The sequence below is a fragment of the Streptomyces antarcticus genome, from assembly GCF_026627255.1.
In the GTDB taxonomy this organism is placed as follows: domain Bacteria; phylum Actinomycetota; class Actinomycetes; order Streptomycetales; family Streptomycetaceae; genus Streptomyces; species Streptomyces antarcticus.
Genome location: NZ_JAPNLM010000020.1, coordinates 103,962 through 124,728, shown reverse-complemented (window position 1 = coordinate 124,728; position 20,767 = coordinate 103,962). Strand labels below are relative to the sequence as shown.

General features: G+C 68.7%; 18 protein-coding genes. 11 read left to right on the top strand and 7 right to left on the bottom strand.

What is annotated here, in order from left to right:
• Together OTB16_RS27035 and OTB16_RS27030 are read right to left on the bottom strand one after the other, a co-directional pair.
• Positions 1-957 (bottom strand): ParB/RepB/Spo0J family partition protein (locus tag OTB16_RS27035; protein ID WP_267723386.1); only part of this gene is annotated, 957 nt, incomplete at its 3' end.
• A complete protein-coding gene (locus OTB16_RS27030; RefSeq protein ID WP_267723385.1) occupies positions 954-2,102 on the bottom strand; it encodes a ParA family protein in 1,149 nt (382 codons plus the stop codon). The genes OTB16_RS27035 and OTB16_RS27030, both read right to left, overlap by 4 nt.
• Positions 2,103-2,941: 839 nt before the next feature.
• Between OTB16_RS27030 and OTB16_RS27025 the strand changes: the two genes are divergently transcribed.
• Together OTB16_RS27025 and mobF are read left to right on the top strand one after the other, a co-directional pair.
• Entirely contained in the window at positions 2,942-3,112 is a 171-nt protein-coding gene (locus OTB16_RS27025) for a hypothetical protein (RefSeq protein ID WP_267723384.1), read from the top strand.
• Positions 3,113-3,599: 487 nt separating this feature from the next.
• On the top strand, positions 3,600-4,862 hold the full coding sequence (gene mobF, locus OTB16_RS27020) for a MobF family relaxase (RefSeq protein ID WP_267723383.1): 1,263 nt from the start codon (positions 3,600-3,602) through the stop codon (positions 4,860-4,862).
• 1 nt (position 4,863) lies between these two features.
• Here mobF and OTB16_RS27015 read toward each other — a convergent pair whose 3' ends face one another.
• On the bottom strand, positions 4,864-5,328 hold the full coding sequence (locus OTB16_RS27015; RefSeq protein WP_267723382.1) for a hypothetical protein: 465 nt from the start codon (positions 5,326-5,328) through the stop codon (positions 4,864-4,866).
• Entirely contained in the window at positions 5,328-5,978 is a 651-nt protein-coding gene (locus tag OTB16_RS27010) for a hypothetical protein (protein WP_267723381.1), read from the bottom strand. The genes OTB16_RS27015 and OTB16_RS27010 overlap by 1 nt, the downstream gene beginning before the upstream one ends.
• A 1,184-nt stretch (positions 5,979-7,162) precedes the next feature.
• Between OTB16_RS27010 and OTB16_RS27005 the strand changes: the two genes are divergently transcribed.
• The 4 genes from OTB16_RS27005 to OTB16_RS26990 all read left to right on the top strand — a co-directional run bounded on the left by OTB16_RS27005 (position 7,163) and on the right by OTB16_RS26990 (position 11,870).
• Positions 7,163-8,416: a cytochrome P450 gene (locus OTB16_RS27005; RefSeq protein ID WP_267723380.1), complete on the top strand. Its 1,254-nt coding sequence runs from the start codon at positions 7,163-7,165 to the stop codon at positions 8,414-8,416.
• Positions 8,417-8,514: 98 nt separating this feature from the next.
• A complete protein-coding gene (locus tag OTB16_RS27000; protein ID WP_267723379.1) occupies positions 8,515-9,675 on the top strand; it encodes a ParA family protein in 1,161 nt (386 codons plus the stop codon).
• Positions 9,672-10,754, top strand: a complete 1,083-nt coding sequence (locus OTB16_RS26995) for a ParB/RepB/Spo0J family partition protein (RefSeq protein ID WP_267723378.1) — start codon at positions 9,672-9,674, stop codon at positions 10,752-10,754. The genes OTB16_RS27000 and OTB16_RS26995 overlap by 4 nt, the downstream gene beginning before the upstream one ends.
• 288 nt (positions 10,755-11,042) lie before the next feature.
• The gene (locus OTB16_RS26990; RefSeq protein ID WP_420717805.1) at positions 11,043-11,870 is read left to right on the top strand and encodes a DUF6008 family protein; all 828 of its coding nucleotides are present in this window, start codon (positions 11,043-11,045) and stop codon (positions 11,868-11,870) included.
• Positions 11,871-11,894: 24 nt separating this feature from the next.
• Here the strand turns inward: OTB16_RS26990 and OTB16_RS26985 are convergent, their stop codons facing one another.
• Complete coding sequence (locus tag OTB16_RS26985; protein ID WP_267723376.1) at positions 11,895-13,481, bottom strand: hypothetical protein; 1,587 nt, start codon at positions 13,479-13,481, stop codon at positions 11,895-11,897.
• Positions 13,482-13,822: 341 nt separating this feature from the next.
• On the bottom strand, positions 13,823-14,767 hold the full coding sequence (locus tag OTB16_RS26980) for a ScbA/BarX family gamma-butyrolactone biosynthesis protein (protein ID WP_267723375.1): 945 nt from the start codon (positions 14,765-14,767) through the stop codon (positions 13,823-13,825).
• Between the two features lie 113 nt (positions 14,768-14,880).
• Between OTB16_RS26980 and OTB16_RS26975 the strand changes: the two genes are divergently transcribed.
• Entirely contained in the window at positions 14,881-15,507 is a 627-nt protein-coding gene (locus OTB16_RS26975; RefSeq protein WP_267723374.1) for a ScbR family autoregulator-binding transcription factor, read from the top strand.
• Positions 15,504-16,454: an NAD-dependent epimerase/dehydratase family protein gene (locus tag OTB16_RS26970; protein WP_267723373.1), complete on the top strand. Its 951-nt coding sequence runs from the start codon at positions 15,504-15,506 to the stop codon at positions 16,452-16,454. The genes OTB16_RS26975 and OTB16_RS26970 overlap by 4 nt, the downstream gene beginning before the upstream one ends.
• A gap of 249 nt (positions 16,455-16,703) precedes the next feature.
• On the opposite strand, the gene OTB16_RS26965 is transcribed toward OTB16_RS26970, so the two are convergent.
• Positions 16,704-17,339 carry a TetR/AcrR family transcriptional regulator gene (locus OTB16_RS26965; protein ID WP_267723372.1) on the bottom strand — a complete coding sequence of 212 codons (636 nt, stop codon included), beginning with the start codon at positions 17,337-17,339 and terminating at the stop codon, positions 16,704-16,706.
• Between the two features lie 404 nt (positions 17,340-17,743).
• Here OTB16_RS26965 and OTB16_RS26960 point away from each other — a divergent pair, with 404 nt between their 5' ends.
• The 3 genes from OTB16_RS26960 to OTB16_RS26950 all read left to right on the top strand — a co-directional run bounded on the left by OTB16_RS26960 (position 17,744) and on the right by OTB16_RS26950 (position 20,645).
• Positions 17,744-18,946: an IS701 family transposase gene (locus OTB16_RS26960; RefSeq protein ID WP_267723371.1), complete on the top strand. Its 1,203-nt coding sequence runs from the start codon at positions 17,744-17,746 to the stop codon at positions 18,944-18,946.
• 103 nt (positions 18,947-19,049) lie between these two features.
• Positions 19,050-19,493 (top strand): winged helix-turn-helix transcriptional regulator, encoded by a 444-nt coding sequence (locus OTB16_RS26955; protein ID WP_267723370.1) that lies wholly within the window; start codon positions 19,050-19,052, stop codon positions 19,491-19,493.
• 162 nt (positions 19,494-19,655) lie between these two features.
• Positions 19,656-20,645: a DUF1702 family protein gene (locus tag OTB16_RS26950; RefSeq protein ID WP_267723369.1), complete on the top strand. Its 990-nt coding sequence runs from the start codon at positions 19,656-19,658 to the stop codon at positions 20,643-20,645.
• Positions 20,646-20,767: the final 122 nt, after the last annotated feature.

The window sequence follows — 20,767 nt, the reverse complement described above, 5'->3', positions numbered from 1 at the left end:
TACTGGAGGGCGACCGGCCGGCTGCGTCTCCAGGGGGGCGGACGGAACGCTGGATCCTTTTACCGCGGTCAAAGGATCCCGCGTGACGGTCGCTGGTTGATCCAGGCCGGGGGAGGGGGACGGCAGGATGACAGGAGCCTGGGGGAGGGGTTCTTCCGTAGGGTCGGCAGCTGCGCGAAGGATCGCCTGTTGCTCCTCCTTCGTCTGTGCCTCCTGTTCCTTGGAAGATTTCAGGAGGGCAAGGAGCTGGTCGGGGGAGAGGTCGGGGTCGTCCTTGAGTGCACGGGCAAGGGCACGGCCGTCGCGCTCGGGCAGATCCCCTGAGCTGAGCATGGCCTGGATCTCACCCGGAAGCGCAAGAAGGGCCAGCTGATGCGTCACCCAGGCCGGAGACTTTCCCAGTCGTTCGGCCGCCCGCGACTTTGAACCGAATTCCTTCTCCTCAGCGCAGATGGCCACAAGCTGAGCGACGCCCCTGGCGCGCTCGACGACGTCGAAGTCCTCACGCTCAAGGTTCTCCGCCAGGAGGTGGTCGATGAAGTCCTCTCGGGACTTCGCCAGATCATCTCGCACGACGAAGTCGAGGCTCTCGAGACCCACGTGCCGGGCGCTGCGGTAGCGGCGCTCACCGTTGACGAGGACGAACTCGGCCGGGCCGATGAGTGACGCGTGTTCGGGCCACAGCGCCAGATACGCATGGCGGGACACGGTGACGCACGCGGCGAGCTGCACGCCGCGAAGCTCTTCGCCGAACCGCGTGAGGTCCTCGTCAGAGCCGAAGTTCCGGCGGGGGTTGAGAGGAGTCGGGGCGACCTCATCAAGTCGGTGCTTGACGAGCTCGTAGGAGGGGATGTCTCCCTGGGCCAGTGCCTTGGCCCGTCCTCGTTCGCTGCGTTCGCTTGGCCGGCGCGCGCTGGAGAAAGAGGCGCCGCTGCCCAGGAGGTCCTTCTTGCTCACTTCGTCAGTGCTTTCTTCAGGTTGCGCATGGCGATGGCCTGCTCGCCGTCGGGAGCGTAGTCAAGCAGCGGGCGCTTGAGACGCACCGCCTCGCGCTGTTCCTTGACGTCGGGGATGACAACGAGGACGGGCGGGTCACTGAACTCCTGCCACGAGTCGAGTGAGGAGGTGGCGATGTAGCCCTTGCGGGCGTCGTAGAGGTTGACCACGAAGCCGAGTTGTGTGACTGCGACCTCAAGGTCGTCTTCCATGTCCTCGATCTGTTCGAGGAGGAGATCGTAGGCGTCGGCAGAGGTGTCCTCGGCCTGGACCACGACAACGAGGCCTGAAGCCTGTGAGTCCTCGCCGTCTCGGGTGCGCGCGAGGTAGAGCGCGGTGTCCATGGTGTATCCGAGACTGGGCGGACAGTCGACGACGATGTAGTCGAAGTCCTTCTCGAGCTCCTCGACGGCCTTCTCCAGCGCGGTCTCCTTGACGCGCACGTTGCGGGTGGTGGCGAGTTTGGCGTCGAGCAGGAAGGCGTCCTTGCATGCGGGGAGCAGGAAGAGCCTGCCCATGAACGCGTCGTATTCAATGGGGATGAGAAGGTCGCGGACACTGCCGTCCGCTTCGCCCAGCATGTGCTTCGCGAGGCTTGCTTCCTTGATTCCCAGGTGGGTTTGGCCGAGGTGCTTGGTCAAATGGCCCTGGGGGTCGAAGTCGATGACGCAAACGCGTGCCCCCGCCTCGGCGAGGGCCTGGGAGAGGCCGGCGCTGACCGCGCTCTTGCCAACGCCCCCCTTCTGGTTGCACACCACGAACCGGCGGCATTGAGCCGGACGTACCAGCTTGGGCATCGTGTGGGTGTCCAGCCAGAGACGGATCGCCTGGGCGAGACCCTGGTTGTAGGCGACGGAGCGGGACTTGCAGTCCTTCTTGAAATCGTCATACAGCCCAGCGGGCAGGTAGGTCGCGAAGGACGAGCCACCTGAAGTGTCCACGGGGGCAGGCTCGGCGGCCTGGCGCCATGCGTGGATACCTTCAGTGACGGCATCTTGGATGTCCACGCTCAGCTGAGCTGCGCGAACTTTGAGTTCCTGACGCAGGGCCAGAGGCAGCTTAGCGACTACCTTTTCCCTGTCGGACGGGTCGTATGGGGCGGTCATGACGGTTACCTTACTCGCTTTGATAGCTGCGGCACCGGCCATACACTCGCATTTTGCCCGATCTGTCGCCGATTGCCTGTTGTCCTGTCCTCGTGGAGTCTGGGCACTCCCCGCTCCTCTCCAGGCAACTGCCGTGGCGTCCCAGTCATGTCTGGGCAACTGGTGCCGTGGTCCGGTCTTGTCTGTGCACGCCGGGCTGTCAGTCCATATAGCCGTCATGGCTGGCGGGAACGAGGTTTGAGGACTAGGCATGACGGCTGGGGCAGAAGATTTTTGGGTGGTTCACCTGTCCGCCTCCCACCGGATGGTGGAAGCCTCCGCCCCCATCCTCAGGACGGTTTGCCCGAAGGCTTGCCCAGCGCTCGAAGGGCCGAGGTTAAGGCTTGCCCAGCGAGGGATCCCGCGGGTCGGCGGGACGGCTCCACAGGAGAGGAGCGGCCCCCGAACTGCCCTTCCTTCCGCGCCCAGACACCCATTTCCAGTACCGAAGGCTGGCTCCGCAGTCGAAAACGCCACCAAGGGCCGTCTGCAAGACTGATGGGTGACCCTCGGTCGATTCATACCGGGGGTGTCGAGTTCGTCGACTGAAGAGCCCACTCTCGGCGTCGCTTTTCATCCCCGATATACGAATTGCCGGATTGAGGGAGGTAGGCCGGCCTACGCCGCGAACATCGATGACAATTACTCAAGGTTCGCTGACACAGAACACTTGGGCACGGTTCGGTCCTGGCTCGTCACCGAACTCATGCAGACCCCCATACGGATCGAAGCAGCCGTCCTCGACCAGCGAGCCCTCCCAGGGCTGTCCCTGCGTTCCGTCCCTCCGGGACGATCGTGCGGTGCTGCGGACCATTGAGATCACCGCCGAACCAACAGGCCAGCGCCAGAGCGAGCAGTTCCACAACCTGCAGTGGCACAAGAAGCTCGAACTCAGCCTGGACTGCTTCACCTGCAAGCGCTCCGGGCGCGGGTCTGTAAAGTTTTCGGCTCTGTCGCACATTCGGTGGTGACGGATCGTGAGCATCGGGCGCCGTCAGTAGCAGAGAGTGCGAATGGGGCTCCGCCCTCGGTGTTTCACGAGCGGGCGGCGCTGCAGTGGGGATGCGGGGACCGGCAGGCCGGGCTCACATCGGCCCCTGCGCCGGCCACCGATTCCATAGAACGAACCGCTCCAACGTACTGACCTGCGACTCTGTGATCGCTGGGTTTGTTCGCCGACATCATCGCCCTCCGTCACCACCGAATGTGCGACAGAGCCGTTCTTTTGACAGACCCCCTGTCTCGCTGACGGAGAGCCAACCCCCAGTGAAGCGAAGATGCAGAGGCGTCATGCCTGGCGGTACGACATGCGCGGGGTGGCCTTCGGTGATGGCCGCCGTCCGGCCCGCCAGCTGTTGAAGGACGCCCAGGAGAAGGCCGGGCTCCCGCGCGAGGTGTGGATGAGCGCAGCCTGCACACGGTCGGGCTCACTGCTGGGGGACAGCGACGCAACGGCGGATGGAGCCGATGTACGGGACGATCCGGCAGCCGGACGCCAACCGGATCGAGCGCGACGGCCTGGCCGACGGCAAGAGCCCGGCGCAGGCGACGCGGGCGACCGTGCTGGGCAGACCCATCGAGCACAACCGCTCACCCAAGACCGACAAGGCCAAGGAGCGCGTCCCCTGGCTCGGCATGCACCTGGTGTTTAGGCCCCCGCCGACGGCCCACATCGCGTGGGCGCTGATGGATTGCGGGGTTCGTCGGGTGCTGGAGCTTTGCCAGGACATCGCCGTAGAAGACGCTGAAGTGGGTGGGGGAGTCGGTCGCGCAGATCCGGTGGGGGAGCGGCGGCAAACGCCCAGGCCGATCCGGGACGGGCTGATCGTCGTGGTGTTCCGGCACTACGAGTCCAGAGCCGCGGAGTCGAAGCCGCTTCTCCATGATCATGCGCTGGTGTCGATCCGTGTCCGGCGGCCAGACGACAAGGGAACGTGGGGCAACCTGTCGGCGGACTCGACGCTGGCCCACATCGTCGCGGCCGACACCCTCTACATCCTCTATTTCATGGAGGAGGTGTCCGCCCGGCTCGGGTGGGCGTGGGAGCCGCGCGAGGTGACGCCCGGTCACCGGCCCGTCATGGAGATTGCGGGCATCGACCAGCGGGTCATCGGCTGGCAGTCGACCCGCCGCCAGCAGATCGAGGAAGTGCTGTCCGTCCTCATGGCGGACTACGAAGCCGAGCACGGGCATGTGCCGGGGGAGCGGGCCAGCTACGCGCTGGCCTGCCGGGCCGCCGACCGGACGCGCCCGCCGAAGCGCAAGGAGCTGCGGTCGCTGTCCGAGCTGCGTGAGGGATGGCGGGAGTCGGCGATCCGCGGGTTCGGCGCCGACACCATCGACCGACTCGCGGAGCGGGCGCGGGCGGCGGCCGCGGCGGTGTGGGCGCGGGTTCGGCCGGTGGTCGACGTCGTCCTGCGGGAGGGCCATCCGAACTGCGAGACGGTCCCGGCCCTCGACCTGGTGGTGATGGCCAAGGGCGATCGATTCCCGTCGGGGGGCCTGGGCAAGCGCCCCAGGCGGCGGCGTCCGTCCCGCAGGTCCCGGGAATCGCCCGGTCGAGCAGCTTGCACTCGAGAAGTGCCCGAACTCCGTCCCGGACCCCGGGAATCGACGGATTGTGCCAGGGAAACTACCCCGTGTCGGTCCCCTGCGTGCGGGAAAGCGGCGGGGCGACACCCATCAGAGGTGTCGCCCCGCCGCTTACATGTCTGGCTGTAGATCAGTGGACGCTGCGCAGATGTCCTCTGGCGGTGGCCGGCTTGCTCGCCTTCTTGCGGGCCTTCTCCTCCTGGTAGAGGGCCAGGCGCCGCTCGTACTCCTCCTCGAAGTGGCCGACATCGAGTCGGTCTTCAGGAGCAAGGGCTGCCAGGGCTGCGCGCCGGTCCTGCTGGGTGGGGTAGCGGGCAAGCATGGGGTGGATCTGCAGTTTTCCACGACCAATGACGAACACAAGGCGCGAGGCGACGAGGTAGGGCATCGCCCGGCTGATGACCCCTCGGTCGAGGGCGAGGCCGGTGGCGAGTTCCTCGTGGGTGGCGCGGACCAGGCCGCCGGGCTGCTGCTGGCTGAGCATGTACAGGAGCATCTTGTAGCCGGTGGGCGGCAGGCTGGGAACGTAGGCGAGGCCCGCGTAGGGGTCGTCCTGCGGCATGGGCCACCGTGGGGCGGCCGAAGCGATACTCATCACTTCCCCTTCCTCGTCTGCCGGGGTCCTTCCGGCAGCTTGGCGTCAACCTGCGCCATGGCCTTGAACGCGTCCGGCGCCTTGGGGTCCTCCAGGATGTCCTTGAGGAGGTCCAGCTGGTGCACCCGTTCCGGCATGCTTCCAGGGACTTTACGCTTCCCCTCCGCCGACGGGCGTACGCCCCCGCGCAGCGCCGCGGAGGGCACGATCTGGTAGACGCCGCGCCGGACACGACGAAGGACGCCGTCGTCCAGGAGCACGCCCAGCGCCCAGGCCACGTGGGAGCGGCTGTAGCCGCTGCCGATCGTCTGGCCGATCTGCTCCTGTGTCTGCTCGATGTGCCCGCCGACTTCCTGAAGTCCGATCATCGCGACCAGGACGGCCAGGACGAAGCGGTCTTCGGCGTCGCCGTAGCGGCGTACGGCCCAGAGCATGAAGGCGAGGGAGTCCATGCTGTACGAGTGCCCGATGAACCCGCTACTGGTCGCCAGCGGGTAGAGGTGCGCGCCGTACCCGGCGGGGAGGTCGAGGTTCTGGCCCCGGTCGGAACGCGATCTGGGTGGCGTCGCGGGCGCTGCGGGCAGCGGCCTTCGCCGCTTCGCCGGCCGCGGAGGCGGGATGGGAACTGCGGGCTCGTTGGCTGCACTCATCGTCTCGGTGGGCCCCTCGTTGTCCTGGTACGCGTGAGCAGGCTAGTGGACTGTTGCGGTACTGCCACGTTCAACGTGCCGGTACCGCAACTGAACTTCGAGAAACGTCGGTAGATGCCGACGTTTCTCCTGCCCTCACTGTTCGGCGAGGACCTCACCGGACACCTCACCAGGGTGATCTCCACGCCATCACGGAACGGGCACGATTGCACTCACCACTCACCGAGCAGCCCCGCTGGAATCGCCGACCACTGATACCGGCCCCAGCCCTCCGCTCATCCCTGTGCCGGAATCCTCGTCTGCCCGCGAGGGTCCGCCTCCTCCTGGGCTGCCTTCCCTCTCGGCCACCCCGCTGCAGCACCGTCGAAGTCTCCTGGCGGACCACAGGCTCGAGGTGCTGGACTCCCGTGCGTTGACGCCTTCAATCCGGCACTCAACGACTTGAAGCCCGTGCCCGTCGAGACGAAGGACTCCCTCCGCTCCATCGTTTGGTTGCAGTAGTGCAACCAAACTGCCTGGATCCGGAGGTGCCTGACTCCCCGTTTTGTTGCAGTAGTGCAACCAAACGATGGAGATACGTCAGTGCTTACCGACAGATCGCGAGGAGATATGTCAGTGCTGTACCGACGTATCTCCGCAGATGCAGCCTTTTGACCAGGCGAAATGCAGGCGGCCCCCTCTTAGAACACGGTGGCCCCCACAGAGGTGCACCAGCACCTAGGAGGTCGTTGCCTTTGGTTGTGCCGGCACTCCTGCTCTGACCTTCCCGTGCAACGACCCTTTCCGACCCGCACCACCGAACGTCAACCACGACGATAGGCATGCCTGACGATTGCGCACGCGTGTGCACCGCAACCCATTCCCGGTCCAAGCCACGTTGAAATGGCTTGGAACTCCCATCGAACCGTCGGTCGCCGACGGCGCCCAACTGCCCCGTCGGGGCACCGCAAGCCCGCCAGGGCTGAGGAGCTGCCGACCCCTGGCGCAGCTCTCCGCGTGAAGGGCTTCGACGGTGCCCGCACGGGGCTGCAGATCGTCCTCCTCGGCCCCGCCGGTCGACAAGCGGACTTGGCTGAGTGTCCGCGGGCGGAAGAGGCGGCGGAGGCTTGGGCAACTCGCCGTGGACACCGTTTGGTCGGGCCGCACATCCTGCGGTAGGCAATCAGACCTAGAAAGGCTCTGCGATGCGAGACAGTCCTTCGGCGGTGAGCTTCCTCCCCGGGGAGCTGCACTCCGGCGAGGCCCGGGCTCTCGTGCTGCGGTTCCTCGACCGTGACGTCCGTTCGGACCCTTATCCCTTGCTGAACGCGATCCGGGAGTCGGGTCCGTTGTGGATGCGCGAGGACGTCCTGGTCCTCTCCTCTCATGCCTCCTGTGAGGCCGCGCTGCGTGCGCCGGACGCCGTAGCGGTGTCCGGCGGCGCCTGCCCGGTTTCCGCGGAGCGGGTGCGTCGTCTGGTAGACCATGGCATCGGTGCGGATGCAGTGGCGGCTCTCGTGCCTGTCGTCCGGTCAGTCGTCGACGAGCGCCTGGACTCCGTGGCGGACCGCGGGCGTCTCGAAGCGGTCAGCGACCTCGCTTATCCGGTGCCGATGGCCGTCTTGTGCCACCTGTTGGGTGTTCCGGCCGGCGACGGGCCCTGGCTCCACCGGCAGGCCATGGCACTGGCCCCCGCCCTGGACCCGTATCCGGCACTCCTCGGTGCGGACGAGCCGCCGGGTCTGGTGGAGTACCGGCAGGCGCAGACCGCGCTCGACGCGTATTTCGCCGAGGCGATCGGTGAGCGACGGCGCCGGGCCGCCGGCGATGATCTGCTGTCCCGTCTGATCAGGGAACCAGGCAGCGGCGAGGGCCTCACCGACGCCGATATCGCGTCGGCCTGCCGCGACTTGGTCGGCGCCGGGTACGAGACCACCGCCGGCCTCGTTTCGGGGGGCATCCTGGCCCTGCTGCGGGCCCCCCACGAGATGGCCGCGCTGCGGCGCGACCCCGGCCACGCCCGGCAGCTGGTGGAAGAGGTCCTGCGCCTCGACCCGCCGCTCCAGGTCGTCCAGCGCCGTGCCACCGCCGATCTCGACGTGTGCGGGATCCGCGTGCCGAAGGGCACCGTGATGGTGCTGCTCCTGGCTGCGGCACATCGTGACCCGGCGCTCGGCCCCGGACCCGACCTCTTCGTCCCGGGCGGTACCCGTACGCATCTGGCCTTCGGGACGGACCCCCGCGACTGTCTCGGCGCTCCGCTCGCGCGGCTGATCGCGTCGACCGTGCTCGTGCGCTTCGCCCAGCGCGTCACCGGAGCGCGCTTCGCCACCGGCAGCCCGTCCTACCGTCCCACGACCACACTCCGCGGGCTGCGGGCGCTGTGGGTGGCCGCGGACGGCTTTACCGCCCGCGACTTGCCCTGGGGCAGACGGTCAAGGAGCGCCAGACCGAGCTGACGCACCCGTTCCGCGGTCCTGACGGCCTTGCCCGCATGACGGTCCGCTGTGCCCGGCGCCCGTCTTCAGTAAGGGGTACTAGTTAGTAAGGTCGCTCCATGCCGTCTACAGAACCGCAATATGACCGTAAGAAGGTTGTTTCCAAGCTGCCCGGGGCGCTGCGCACGGAACTGAAGGTGCGGGCCGCGGAGCTCACGATCGACATCCAGGACGCCGTGGCCCAGGCCATCACCGACTGGGCCTCGGTCGACGGGTCGCTCCCCCAGGTCGATACGGCGAAAGCCGATTCGTTCGCCACGTGGCTGCCGGAGGAGCTCTACAACGGTTTCAAGCAGGACTGTGCACGGCTGGGCATCCCCTATGTACAGGGGATCAGCCAGGCGGTGCGGCTGTGGCTGGAGACGCACCCCTCGCCACGGCGGCATCCCGTAGCCGGTATTCCGCACCGCAAGATCGTCTGTAACCAGAAGGGCGGGGTCGGCAAGACCACTGTCTCCGCCGGAATCGGGCAGGCGCTGGCCGAGGACACCGACCTCGGGGGGCTCGGGATGCGGGTGCTGCTCGTGGACTACGACCCCCAGGGGCACCTCACCAAGCAGCTGGGGCTGCCGCAGTTGCTGCACGACGGGGACAGCCTGGCGAAGTTCATGTCCGGTCAGGCCCGCGGTGACATCCGGGACTTGGTGGTCACGGTCGAGGAGCCCCGCTTCGGCAAGCGGCTCGACGTCCTGCCCGCGTGCGCGGACGCCTTCCTCCTCGACGTCATGATCGTTCAGGCCCGGAACCGGCAGGCAACGCTGGAGCGCGCGCTGGAGCCCCTGGAGCCGCACTACGACGCGGTCATCGTCGACTGTCCGCCGAGCCTCGGCATGGCGATGGACGCGGCGATCTACTACGGGCGCCGCCGCGACGGCGAGGCGGCGCGGGTGTCCGGGGCGGTGATCACGGTCCTCGCCGAGGACTCGTCGGCGGACGCGTACACGATGCTCATCGAGCAGATCGAGTCAGGGAAGACGGACTGGCGCGTCGAGGTGGACTACCTCGGACTCGTCGTCAACGCCTACGACTCGCGCGACGGTTACGTCGTGACCTCCGCCCTGCAGTCCTGGCGACAGCTCAGCGATCCCCCGGTCATCGGTGTCATCCCCCGACTGAAGGAGCAGCGGGAGGCCGCCAGGGCCCGCCGGCCGCTGCTCGCGTACGCCCCGCACTCCGAACAGGCGGACATCATGCGCAACATCGCCAGGGAGATCTCGTGACCACCGCCCGTGAGCGTGTGGGGCCCTCGGCGGCGTTCAGCCAGGCCGCCTCGCCGCGCAGCATCCGCGGCCACCTGATCGACAGCCTCGTCGGCTCCGCGCCGACGGAGGTTCCGCTGGACAGGATCACTTACAACCCCGGCAACCCCCGCGAGGTCCTCGACGAGGGGTACATCACCGCGCTCGGCGCCAACATCGGGCAGGTCGGGCAGGTCCAGCCGGCGACGGTGATGACCCGGCTGGCCTTCCTCGTCGCGCACCCCGAGCACCAGCACGACGTGCCGGCGGACGCGGAGTACGTGGTACTGGACGGGCACTGCCGACTGGCGGCCGCACGTTCGGCGGGGCTGCCTACGCTGAAGATCACGGTCGACGACTCCTCGGCAGGCACCCCCGAGGACATCCTGGCGGCGGCGCTCAGCGCGAACCACTTCCGCAAGGACCTCACCTATATAGAGGAGGCCCGGGCCCTGGAAGCGCTGATCGCGCACCACGGCAGCGCGGCGGCGGTCGCCGAGCTGCTGGGCGGGAGGATGAACTCGGGGTGGATCTCGCAGCGCCGTGCGCTGCTGGCGCTGCCGCAGGACGTACAGGACCGGGTGGACTCTGGAGAGATTCCGCTGGAGATCGCACGGACCGCGGGGCGCAAGGACCCGGAGGATCAGAGGGCCTTCATCGAGGCGCGGCTGAGCGAGCGGCACGCCGCGCAGGCCGGGAAGGCCAAGGCCAAGCGGGGCCGCGCGGCGGCGGCGGAACGGCGGGCCGCCGAGGCCGTCGGCGGCGGCGAGTTTTACGGCGTAAGCAACAGGAGCGCTGCCAACGGCGAGCCGGGGGAGTTTTACGGCGTAAGCAACGCGCGCCAGGGGGTGCCCGAGCCGTGCGAGGGGGTCGGCGGGGAGAGCCCCGAGGACGACTCGGCTCCCGGCGCGGACCGGGCCCACGCGGGCACGCTCGACCAGATGCCGTGGTCGGACGGACACAAGGTCGCGGACCTGGTGCTGGCCAAGATGGGTGAGGCGCAGCGGGAGGTCCTCATGCGGCGCCTCACCGAGGCCTGGGCGGCGTCCCGGCCCGAGTAGCGGCGATCAGCGACGTGGGGCCCACCGCGGAATGTGCGGTGGGCCCCACGTGTGTGTACGGAGTCGGCGGACCTGGCGAAGTCGTAGCGAGCCTCTGTCCGCGGCCTGCGCGGCAGCCGGAATAGCACTTTGGAAGAAGTCGGACGGCGCTCCGGCTCCTTAGCGTGTTGCTCGCGCGCGATGTGGTCGCCCCTGACAAGGGAGCGGCCCCACACGTGCGGCGGTCCGTTCGATCCAAGTCGTCCCTCTGAAGGAGCCATCATGAACCACCCTCCGGGTATGCCTGGTATGCCGGGAATGGGCGGTATGGCGTCCTCCGTGGACACCGTCGGAGCTGTCCTCTTCATCCTCTGGACCGTCGCGATGTGGGCGGCCGTCGCCGTCCTGGCGTACGCGAACCGCGGTGTGGTCAAGCCCTGGCTGTACAAGTCCTCGGTCGGCCTGATCGGCCTCGGGGTCGTGGGCCAGCTGGGTCACTTCCAGGAGCACGTCTCGCAGGCCGGCTACTGGGTCGCGCACCCGCTGTCCCCGGCGTGGATGACTCCGTGGGCCAACAGCCTGGCCCGGGGCATGGGCCAGATCGACATGACCAAGCCCTCCCTCGGCATGGAGATCCTGCACCTCACCGGAAACTTCATCTTCCTCGCCGGACTCGTCGGCATCGTGCTGATCACCAAGCGGGCGACCGGCCACCTGCAGTCCCGCAAGTGGGCCAAGATGGGCGTCTGGATGCAGGGCATCCACGGCCTGGAGCACGTCATCCTGACCCTGTCCGTCGTGCTCGGCGCGAGCCGCGCCATCGGCCTGTCGACCTGGTTCGGCACGATCCCGCCCGGGCCGGCACTGACCACGTACCGCGTGTGGTGGCACTTCGTCGCCAACCTGATCGGCACCGGCATCCTCGCGGTGTCGCTGTACCACCTGTGGCGTGAGAAGCGAGCGGTCAAGGCCGGGTACCAGCCCGAGCTCGCGGGTGAAAGCGCTGCTGCCGCGCCCGTGACCGTGCCCGGGGCCGGCCGGACCACCGAGACCCCCGAGACGTGCCCCGCGGGCCGCGGGACTCCGGACAGCGGCACCGACGCCGCCGAACCGGCTCTGGCCGGACGCACCGGTTAGCCGGACTTGGCTGATGGCCGGGCATCAAAGGTGCCCGGCCCGCTCGGACAGCCAGTCCTGGGCACTGAACCGGTGGCGCTGGCGGGGAATGGTGCGTTCCGGGGTGCCGGTCTCGCAGCGCCAGCACAATCCGCGCAGCGAAGCCGCCCGGGTGCACTGGCCGTTCCTGCCCCGGCAGCGGTGCTCCGGCGCCACAGAGGCGGCCGGACCGGCCGGGGGGAGGTCCGGCGGGGGAGCGATGGTTCGAGCCCCGGCACAGTCCGCGCACTCACCCTCGTTGCCGGGGCGGTGCGGGCGGTCGCATGAGGGACAGCAGGACCGTGGGGGCGCCGGGGGGAGGGCTCCCGCAGGGGAGCCGTCGAGGAGGTCGTGCGACCGCAGGAAGCGGATCTCCGCGCAGGCCGTGCAGTCCTGGCCGGTGTGCCACACGACGCCCGACTCGCAGGCGGGGTCCGCGCAGCCCCAGCGGGGCAGGCCCACACCGAGCAGCCACCGGCCCGGGTCTCTGATGTCGGAGACCATCGTGCCGGCGAGCCTGGCCGTGAGGCGGGCCTGAAGGCGCTCGACGGTCGTCCCGTCGGCGAGCTGGTGCCCGATCTCGCGGGCGGTACGGCGCAGGACGTAGCCGGTCATGTTCTTCAGCAGGAAGCGGACCGGTGCGAGCACGGTGTGCGTCTTCCTGCTGAAGTCCACCGGCGCGCCGTCGGTAGCCGTCGTCGGCCTTCTGGAGGCCGGAGCCGCCGGGTCGGCGGGGTGCTGAGATGAACCATCCGCGCGGAGCGCGCAGCTGTCGAGCGGGTCCCCGGGTGCGGCGTCGCGCGTCGCGCCCACTACCTGTACTTCGCCTGCGGCGGATGGGGCCGGTTCCTTCTTTTCCTGTCGGTCAGTACTGCTGTCTTCCTTATACGCGAGGGATCCCTCATCAGGTCGACCACCTGATCCCTCATCAGGTCGACCACTTGGAACCGCCTCAGAAGACTGATGTTCGAGGGGTGACAGTGGACCGTACTTGTTGACTTGGAACAGGTGGCGGCCTTGGAACCCGGCCCGCCGGGCGAGAGCCACCCACTTCCTCGACACGAGTTCCTTGACGGCCTTGGCCGCCGACTCGGTGCTGATCGGGGATCCGGCACGGTTGCCGGTGCGGTGGCGGAGGAACGCGGCGAGGCCGCGGACGGTCAGTGGGATCTTCTGGACGACGGCGAAGGCGATCAGGCCGTAGGCGCGCAGCAGCCGGGGCGGGAGGCACTCGCTGGCATAGACGGGGATCCAGACGAAACGTTCCCGGGGCTCCGGGGTGCGTACGCGACGCCGGGCCGTCGTGCCGCGGCCGCCGGGCAGGGTCCGGCGGGTGTTCTCGGCCAGTTCGACGACGCCGTCCGGCGCGGGGTTGGCCAGTTCGCGCAGCGAGCGCTCCACGGTGGCCCTGGAGAGCCCCGTGTAGCCGGCGATCTTCTCCACCGAGGCCGTGCAGCCCTCGGGACGCATGCCCAGACCAGCGATTTTGAGGTACACGTTGATGCTCGCGTCGGAGTAGTACTCCGACTCCAGGATCCGCATCGGCGTCTTCGCGCGGGTCCGCAGGAAGGGCGGGATCAGGGCGGAACCCATGCCTCCGACCATCGTGGAGGGGGGTGATTCAGACACCGGTGGCCCTGAAGGGGTGATATCCAGCCACGACATTTCGGCAGGGGACTGGAAAGTCTGAAGTATTTGGTCCATGATGTGGGGGTCGCAATCAGGTCGTGGGCATTGGAACTCGTAACACGGTTGAGACGAAAATCCTGCTGTGTGGGGTTGGTAGCCCCACTTGCGGCAGGTAGGAGCAAGTTGGTTGGTCGTAACCCCGGTGTTGGCGCACCGGGTTCGATCGCCCTAGTGAACGTATGCCGACGGATCGTCGGCTGTGCTGATCCCCCTGTGCATCGGTTGGGATTCCGTCACAACTCCGGTCAGACCGACGACATGTCGGTCATTTCCGCTGTCGCCGTGAAGGCGAACCTACCGCCTTGGATGCCGTTCACGCGCACACTTCGTCGCGCTCCACTCTCATGGGACGACACGGCCTCGGCTTCGACCCAGCACGGAGCGTCGAATTCCACATAGTGGTTGAACGACATGTCCATCGAGGTGGGCATCATCGTGCCGAGCGAGGGCTCCAGAGCGAGCCCGGCCTGCCGGACCGACTCCAGCAGGAGCATCCCCGGGACGTGGTCCAGCGGGTGGTCGAAAAGGACCGGATGCGCGGTGTCCACACGCAACTGCCAGCGCCAGCGCTCTTGCGTGGGCGAGAGCACGATGTCACTGCGCCGGCGGCCCGCCACACTGCGCGAGACCGGGTCCGGGGGCGTCGGTGCCGACTCGGAGAGCCGCGCGGCGTCCGAGCGTCCCGCGCGCAACCGCTCGTACACGGCGGGGGAGTAGTTGTTGAAGCCGATGCTCGCCACCGCCAGGAGCGAGTCGTCGCGAACAGCCTCGATGTGCATGGTCATCGATGTGGGCAGCGACCGGCGGCTGCGGATGTCGGAGCACGTCACGTGAAGGGTGATGTCGGCGGGCTTCGCGGCGATGCGCATGGCCTGCGGGTTCAGCGCGTACTGCACCCGGGACCAACCGATGTTGTGCCCGAACGGGAGGCCGTACTCCGTGTGCGAGAGCAGCATGCCGCACTGGCGGATCGTCTCGCACAGGAGCATCGGGTCGTGCACGTCGTGCGACGGCGTGTAAAAACTGTGGCTGCGCGGCCACTGGGCGCTGACCGTGAACGTGTCGGTCCCCGTCTTCGCCCACCCGGTCAGGAACACCTCCGACACGGCAGCTCGGTGTACGTACTCTCGTGCAACGGTGCTGGTCAGATCCGGCTGCGCTATGAGACGACGTTCTTGTGTTGTGAGCATGCCTCTCCCCTGTCGGCGTGCGTACGCGAAGGCCCGGGCGGACTACCAGTCACGCGGGCCGACCTGTAAAATAAGGGCGTTCGTTTTTTTTGTCGAGAGGGAGCGGGCACCTGATGAACGAGCCGCGCCAGCAACGGGCCGTCAAGACGCGGGAATCCATCGTCTATGCAGCCGCCGCGATCTTCGATGAGTGCGGGTACAGCGGCGCCAGCATCAGCAAGATCATGGAGGAAGCCGGGGTCACCCAGGGTGGCATGTACTTCCACTTCAAGTCCAAGCAGGAACTGGCCTCCGAGGTCATGGCGAAGCAGCAGGAGTTCGTCGCCTTCCCCGTCGGCGAGCCCGGCCTGCAGAGGCTGATCGACCTGACGTTCTTCATGGCGCACGCCCTGCAGACCAATGTGCTGGTCCGGGCCAGCGTCCGGCTCGCCGTCGAGCAGGGAGAGTTCGGGAAGCCCGACGCCACCGCCTACCACGAGTGGGTGGACCAGCTCAGCTTCTTCATGTTCGCGGCGCGTGAGCGCGGCGAGCTCCTCGACGACGTCGACGAGCGTGAGTTCGCCACCCTGCTGACCGGGGCCTTCACCGGAGTGCAGATCTACTCCAACATCGCCACGGGCCGGGTGGACCTCTATGACCGCCTGGTCGCCATGTGGAGGTACACGCTGCCGGCGTTGGCTCCCGCGCACGTGCGGGCGAACCTCGTCATGCCGCCGTACTCCGAAACGCAGGCCGCGTGACTCCGGGCAAGGTGGTGATCACCGGCGCCACCGGCTTCATCGGATCGGCGGTTCTGGCCGAACTCGCCCGGATCCGGGACGAGTCGGGATCCGGGTTCCGGCTGCGGACCGTGGGGCGCAGGGCGCCGCAGGGTGCTGGGGCCGACGAGTGGGTCCCCGCGGACCTGTCCGACCCCGCGTCCCTGAGCGGAGTCTGCGAGGACGCGGACGTCCTGCTCCACCTGGCCTCGTTCATCGGCACCGACGAACGGCAGTGTGACGCCGTGAACGTCGGGGGAACCGCGGCGCTCATGGCCCAGGCGCGGAAGGCCGGCACCCGCCGGATCGTGCACCTTTCCACCGCAGCCGTCTACGGCCCCGGCCCGCACCGGGACATCCCGGTCGGCGGAGTCGTCCCCGCGCCCGTCTCCGCGGCCAGCCGGACCCGGCTGGCCGCGGAGACGGGCGCGTTGGCGGCTGGTGCGGTGGTGCTGCGTCCCGGTCTGGTGACCGGGACAGGCGACCGCTGGATGGTTCCGGCCCTGTCCCAAATCCTGGACTCCACACAGGCGTTGTGGGGCGGTGGGCGGGCCCTGCTGTCCCTGGTGGACGTCGGGGACCTCGCCCGCCTCATCGCCCGTCTCGCGCTCGGCCAGGCGCTGGAGGGCGGCACGGTCTGGCACGCAGGCCATCCGGAGCCCGTACGCGTGGGCGACCTGGTGAGGTCGCTCGCCGAACGGGGGGTGGTGGCCGAGGTGGACCAGGACCTCTCCGGGGACGATTGCCTGGAGCGCATGGCGGCCTCGGGCTGCCGGGTGAGTCCGCGTCAGTTCGGGCTGGTCGCCCAGGACCACTGGTACGACAGCAGGCAGATCTGGGAGGCCGCCGGCTGCCCGCCGGGTCCCGGACCGCTGGCGCGGCTGGACCAGGCGGCCGCCTGGTACCGGGAGTTCCTGGCCCGCGTGTGAGAGCACGCCTCCCGCGGGAGGAAACCGATGCGGCGGCGGATACCGCCGCACCTGCGTCTGCCCGCCGCCTTCCCATGAGCAGGGGCTCCGGGCAGGCGGCGGGCAGACGGTTGTGCCGGGCGCCCGGCAGCGTGCTGGTAGTCACGGTGCCGGGTCCCTCAGGGTGCGTCCAGGCGCGGCAGCGGGTGCTCCGCCCGGACGCGGCCGCACCAGGTCGACGGGGGACGACCAGTGGTGCGGCAGCTCGGTTCAGTCCGAAGGACGAGGCTGGGGAACGGCCGTCGTGACGCCTGTCGAACCGTCGGCCGAAACGCCGACCAGGGCGAGGTGCCAGAGCCGCTTGAGCTGGCCCACGGCACTCTCGTACGCGATCTCGGTAGCCAGCCGCAGGCGGAGGTAGGCCTCCGCGCCGCCGAGCAGGTGCTCGACCAGTGCCGTGACGTCCGCCGGCAGGGCGTCGTCGCGAAGTTGGCCATTTTCGTACGCCCGGTCCAGGAGCCGACGGACCGTGGGCAGCCACAGATCCGACCAGGAAGCGCTTCCCGGCCGCTCCCGGGAGAGCCGGATGGCGGAGCGTACGGCGGTCTCCTCCTCCATCAGCCGGGTCAGCTCCAAGCTGAGGTCGACCACCGCGCGCAGCGCTGGGACCGGCTCTGCGGCCATCTGCTCCAGCGCTGCCACGGTCATCGCCCGGCCCTCTTCGAACACCGCGTCGGCGAGTTCGTTCTTGGACGGGAAGTGGAAGGTGACCGCGCCGATGGAGATCTTGGCGACTTTGCTGATCCGCGCAAGCGACGTGCCGTGGTACCCGTCGCGGTCGAACTCCGCCGCGGCCGCCCGGACCAAGGCGGAGCGCGTGCGCACCGCCCGCTCCTGCTTCACCATGCTGTCTCCCCTTGAGCACTCGCTGCCGGGCGCAAGAGGGGCGTGGTTCCGTGCCGTCGGTGCACCGGTCCGGACTTTTTTTCTGGGTCTGTCTTCACGTTAGGAAACCATCCTTCGCTGCCCGCGGGGCACTGTGCAAGGTGGAGTTGCCGAAGATGTCCGCGGATTGCGTGGGTGTCGAGGGCCGAGCGGGCAAGGGGATCGACGGCCTCGGCGATAGCCGTGCGGCCCCCGCCGTGATCCCCGTCCGCAGGGTCGCAGCTGTGCTGCGGTGAACGCCGGGTACACGTGCCCGACTTGGCGAAGTGGTTCAACAACTCTCCTGAGTCGCAAAAAAAACAGGACGTTCGCTATTCTTTCATGGTGATCGCCGGCCGTCGGCAGACACTAGGAGGGAACCCGCCATGGTCATGCACGCCTTGATGAGCTCGAAGGTCTCGATGCCGGCGTTCACCGAACGGGTCTTCGAGGGCCTGCCGCGGATGGACCAGCGCCGCTGGGCCCAGATGTACGTGCAGAGCCTGCTGACCACGCCGGGCAAGAAGTCCGTCCGCCGGCTCGCCGCCGCGGTCTCGGATTCGCCGACCGCGTCCCAGTCGCTGCACCAGTTCGTCAACGCGAGTCCCTGGGACTGGGCTCCGGTCCGCAGCGAGCTCGCCCGCTGGACCGAGCAGGAGACGACCCCGCGCGCCTGGCTGCTCGACCTCGCGGTGCTGCGCAAGCGCGGCGAGCACTCCTGTGGCGTCCACCGCCGCTTCGTCCCCTCGACCGGACGCTCCGTCACCTGCCAGGTGGGCGTCGGCGGATTCCTCGCCACGCGCGACGGAGCCGTTCCCGTCGACTGGCGGCTGCTGCTGCCGGGCTCCTGGACCAAGGACCCCGAGCGCCGTCAGCGCACCCGGATCCCCGACGACGCCGGGCAGCACTCGCTTGAACAGCACGCGCTCGACGTCGTCGACACCCTGGCCGGCGCCACCCGTACCGCACCCGTGCCGGTTGTCGCCGACCTGGGGGAGTCGGCCGGCGCCGCCAGGCTCGTACGGGGGCTCTCCCAGCGCGGCCGTGACTTCGTCGTCGCCGTCCCCGGCAGCCTGCAGGTCCTGGCGGGCCGGCACCTGCGGCTGCACCGGCCCGAGGCGACCGACGGCAAGAGCATGCTGATCGCCGCCCGCAGCCTCTTCGAGTTCGACGCGACCGGCCTGACCCGGATCGAGACGGTCGGCCCGTGGGGCGGTGGGCCCGGCCGCCACCACACCGTCATGTCGAGCTTCGTCCGGCTGCCCGACCCGGCGTCCACCGGGATGCAGGTGCACCGCACCTACCGGCTGTTCGCCGTGGCCTCCGAGCGTGGGCGCCAGCCCGTCAAGCTGTGGCTGACCAACCTCACCCACGCGCGGACGGAGGAGGTCCTGGCACTGACGGGCCTGCTGGACCGCAGCGCCGAGACCGTGCGGGAGCTGGAGGACGACTTCGGGCTCCTCGACTTCGAGGGCCGTTCGTACCCCGGCTGGCACCACCACATGACGCTGGTGTCGGCCGCCTACGCCTACGACCGCCTCGGCCGCCCGGGCGGTGGCGGCGGGGAACCGCTGCTGCAGGCGGCCTGAGGATCCCGCCGCTTTCCGGGGTGTCCACGGGGCCCGGGAAAGCGGTTCCTCCTTCGCCACGTTGGTCCTTTCACGAAACCGGCAGGGTACATAGAGTGAGCGGATGCTGAGACATACGTACGAGGGGCAGGACTGCAATCTGGCCCGGACTCTGGAAGTGGTCGGGGAGCGTTGGACGTTGCTGATCGTCCGCTCCGCGCTGCTCGGTATCAAACGCTTCGACGGATTCCTCGGCAACCTCGACATTGCTCGCAACGTCCTGACCAACCGGCTCACCCGGCTGGTCGAACACGGAATCATGGAGCGGGTGCCCTACCAGGACCGGCCGGTGCGCTACGAGTACCAGCTCACCCCTGCCGGGAGGGACCTCACCCGCGGGATCATCGCCCTGATGCAGTGGGGTGACCGCCACCTGGACCACGAGCAGGGGCCGCCGCGCCGCGCCGACCACATCGGCTGTGAGGGAACCGTTCACGTCGAGCTGCACTGCGGCCAATGCGGCCGCCGGGTCCACGACGAGGAAGTGGACGTGCGCTCCATCCGCTGACCTCTCCACGCACACAGCAGGTACGCGCGCCAACATGCCTCAGTGCGCTCGAACGGCGCTGGAGCGGCCGGGTGAGCACGGACGGAGATGATCCGCTCACGCCCGGGCACGCACGATGTGCCCTCCGGCCGCCGGCAGAGCGGCCCGCACGAGGAGGCATCCGTGCCCGCACTGGGAGCACTGCGCAGGCTGGCCATGGCCCCGTCCCTGGACGAAGTGAGCTTCGCGGGGCGCGGTTTCTCCGTCGAGCCGAACGCGCGAACCCGCAAGCTGGAGGCAGTACCGCAGGCCGTCGTCACCGGCTTCGAGTGGGGCATCGAGGACCGCACGCTGGCGACGATCGAGCGCCGGCTCGCCCTGGTCGATCCGGAGGTCCAGGGCTTCGCGTACGAGGGCGCCACCATGGCCTGCGCCATCCGTGACGTGATGGGCCCGGGCAAGGGCCACCGCACCCGCGACCTGCTGCAGGGCGGCGGCAAGCGGCACATCTTCCTCAACTACATCGGCATCGGCTTCGCCATGGCCAAGCTGCCGCGCCCGATGTGGAAGAAGCTCGTACCGGATCTGACCGAGCCTGAGTACTACCCGGCCATGAGCTGGCTGTGCGTCGACGGATACGGCTTCGACCGCGCCTACTTCGACACCGAACGCTGGGTCGGCGGGCAGCGGCTGGACACCCCGTACGCGTGGGACGGCGACGAGGACTACTTCCAGCGCGCCTTCGACCAGGGCGTCGGGCGGGCGCTGTGGTTCATCCAGGGTGGCCACGTCGCACACGTCTCGGCCGCCGTGCGCGCATTCGCCTCGGCCCGCCACGGCGACCTGTGGAGCGGCGTCGGCCTGGCCGCCACCTTCGCCGGGGGCACCACCGCCGCCGACCGGGAGGCGCTGCGCGCCGAGGCGGGGGAGGACTGGGACCACCTGGCGCAGGGCTCGGTGTTCGCGGCCAAGGCCCGTCACCACGCGGGATTCATCCCCGAGCACAGCCGGGCCGCCGTGGAGGCGTTCACGGGTCTGGACGTGGAGGCCGTCGCGCTGCTCGCCGACGAGACCGCTGCGAGCGCGCCCGAGGCCGGCGTCGGACCGGCCTACGAGGTGTGGCGCCGCAACGTGCGCGAGCGGGTGCGCACGTCGGCGGGCGCGCTCGTCTGACGTTTCGCCGACGCCGGATCGTTCACGACGGATTGTTCACGCCGGATTGAGCACGAGGGAAGTAGAGCCCCTCCTGGACCCTGTATAGATTCCCGTTTGCTGAGGGGATTCAGGGTTCTATG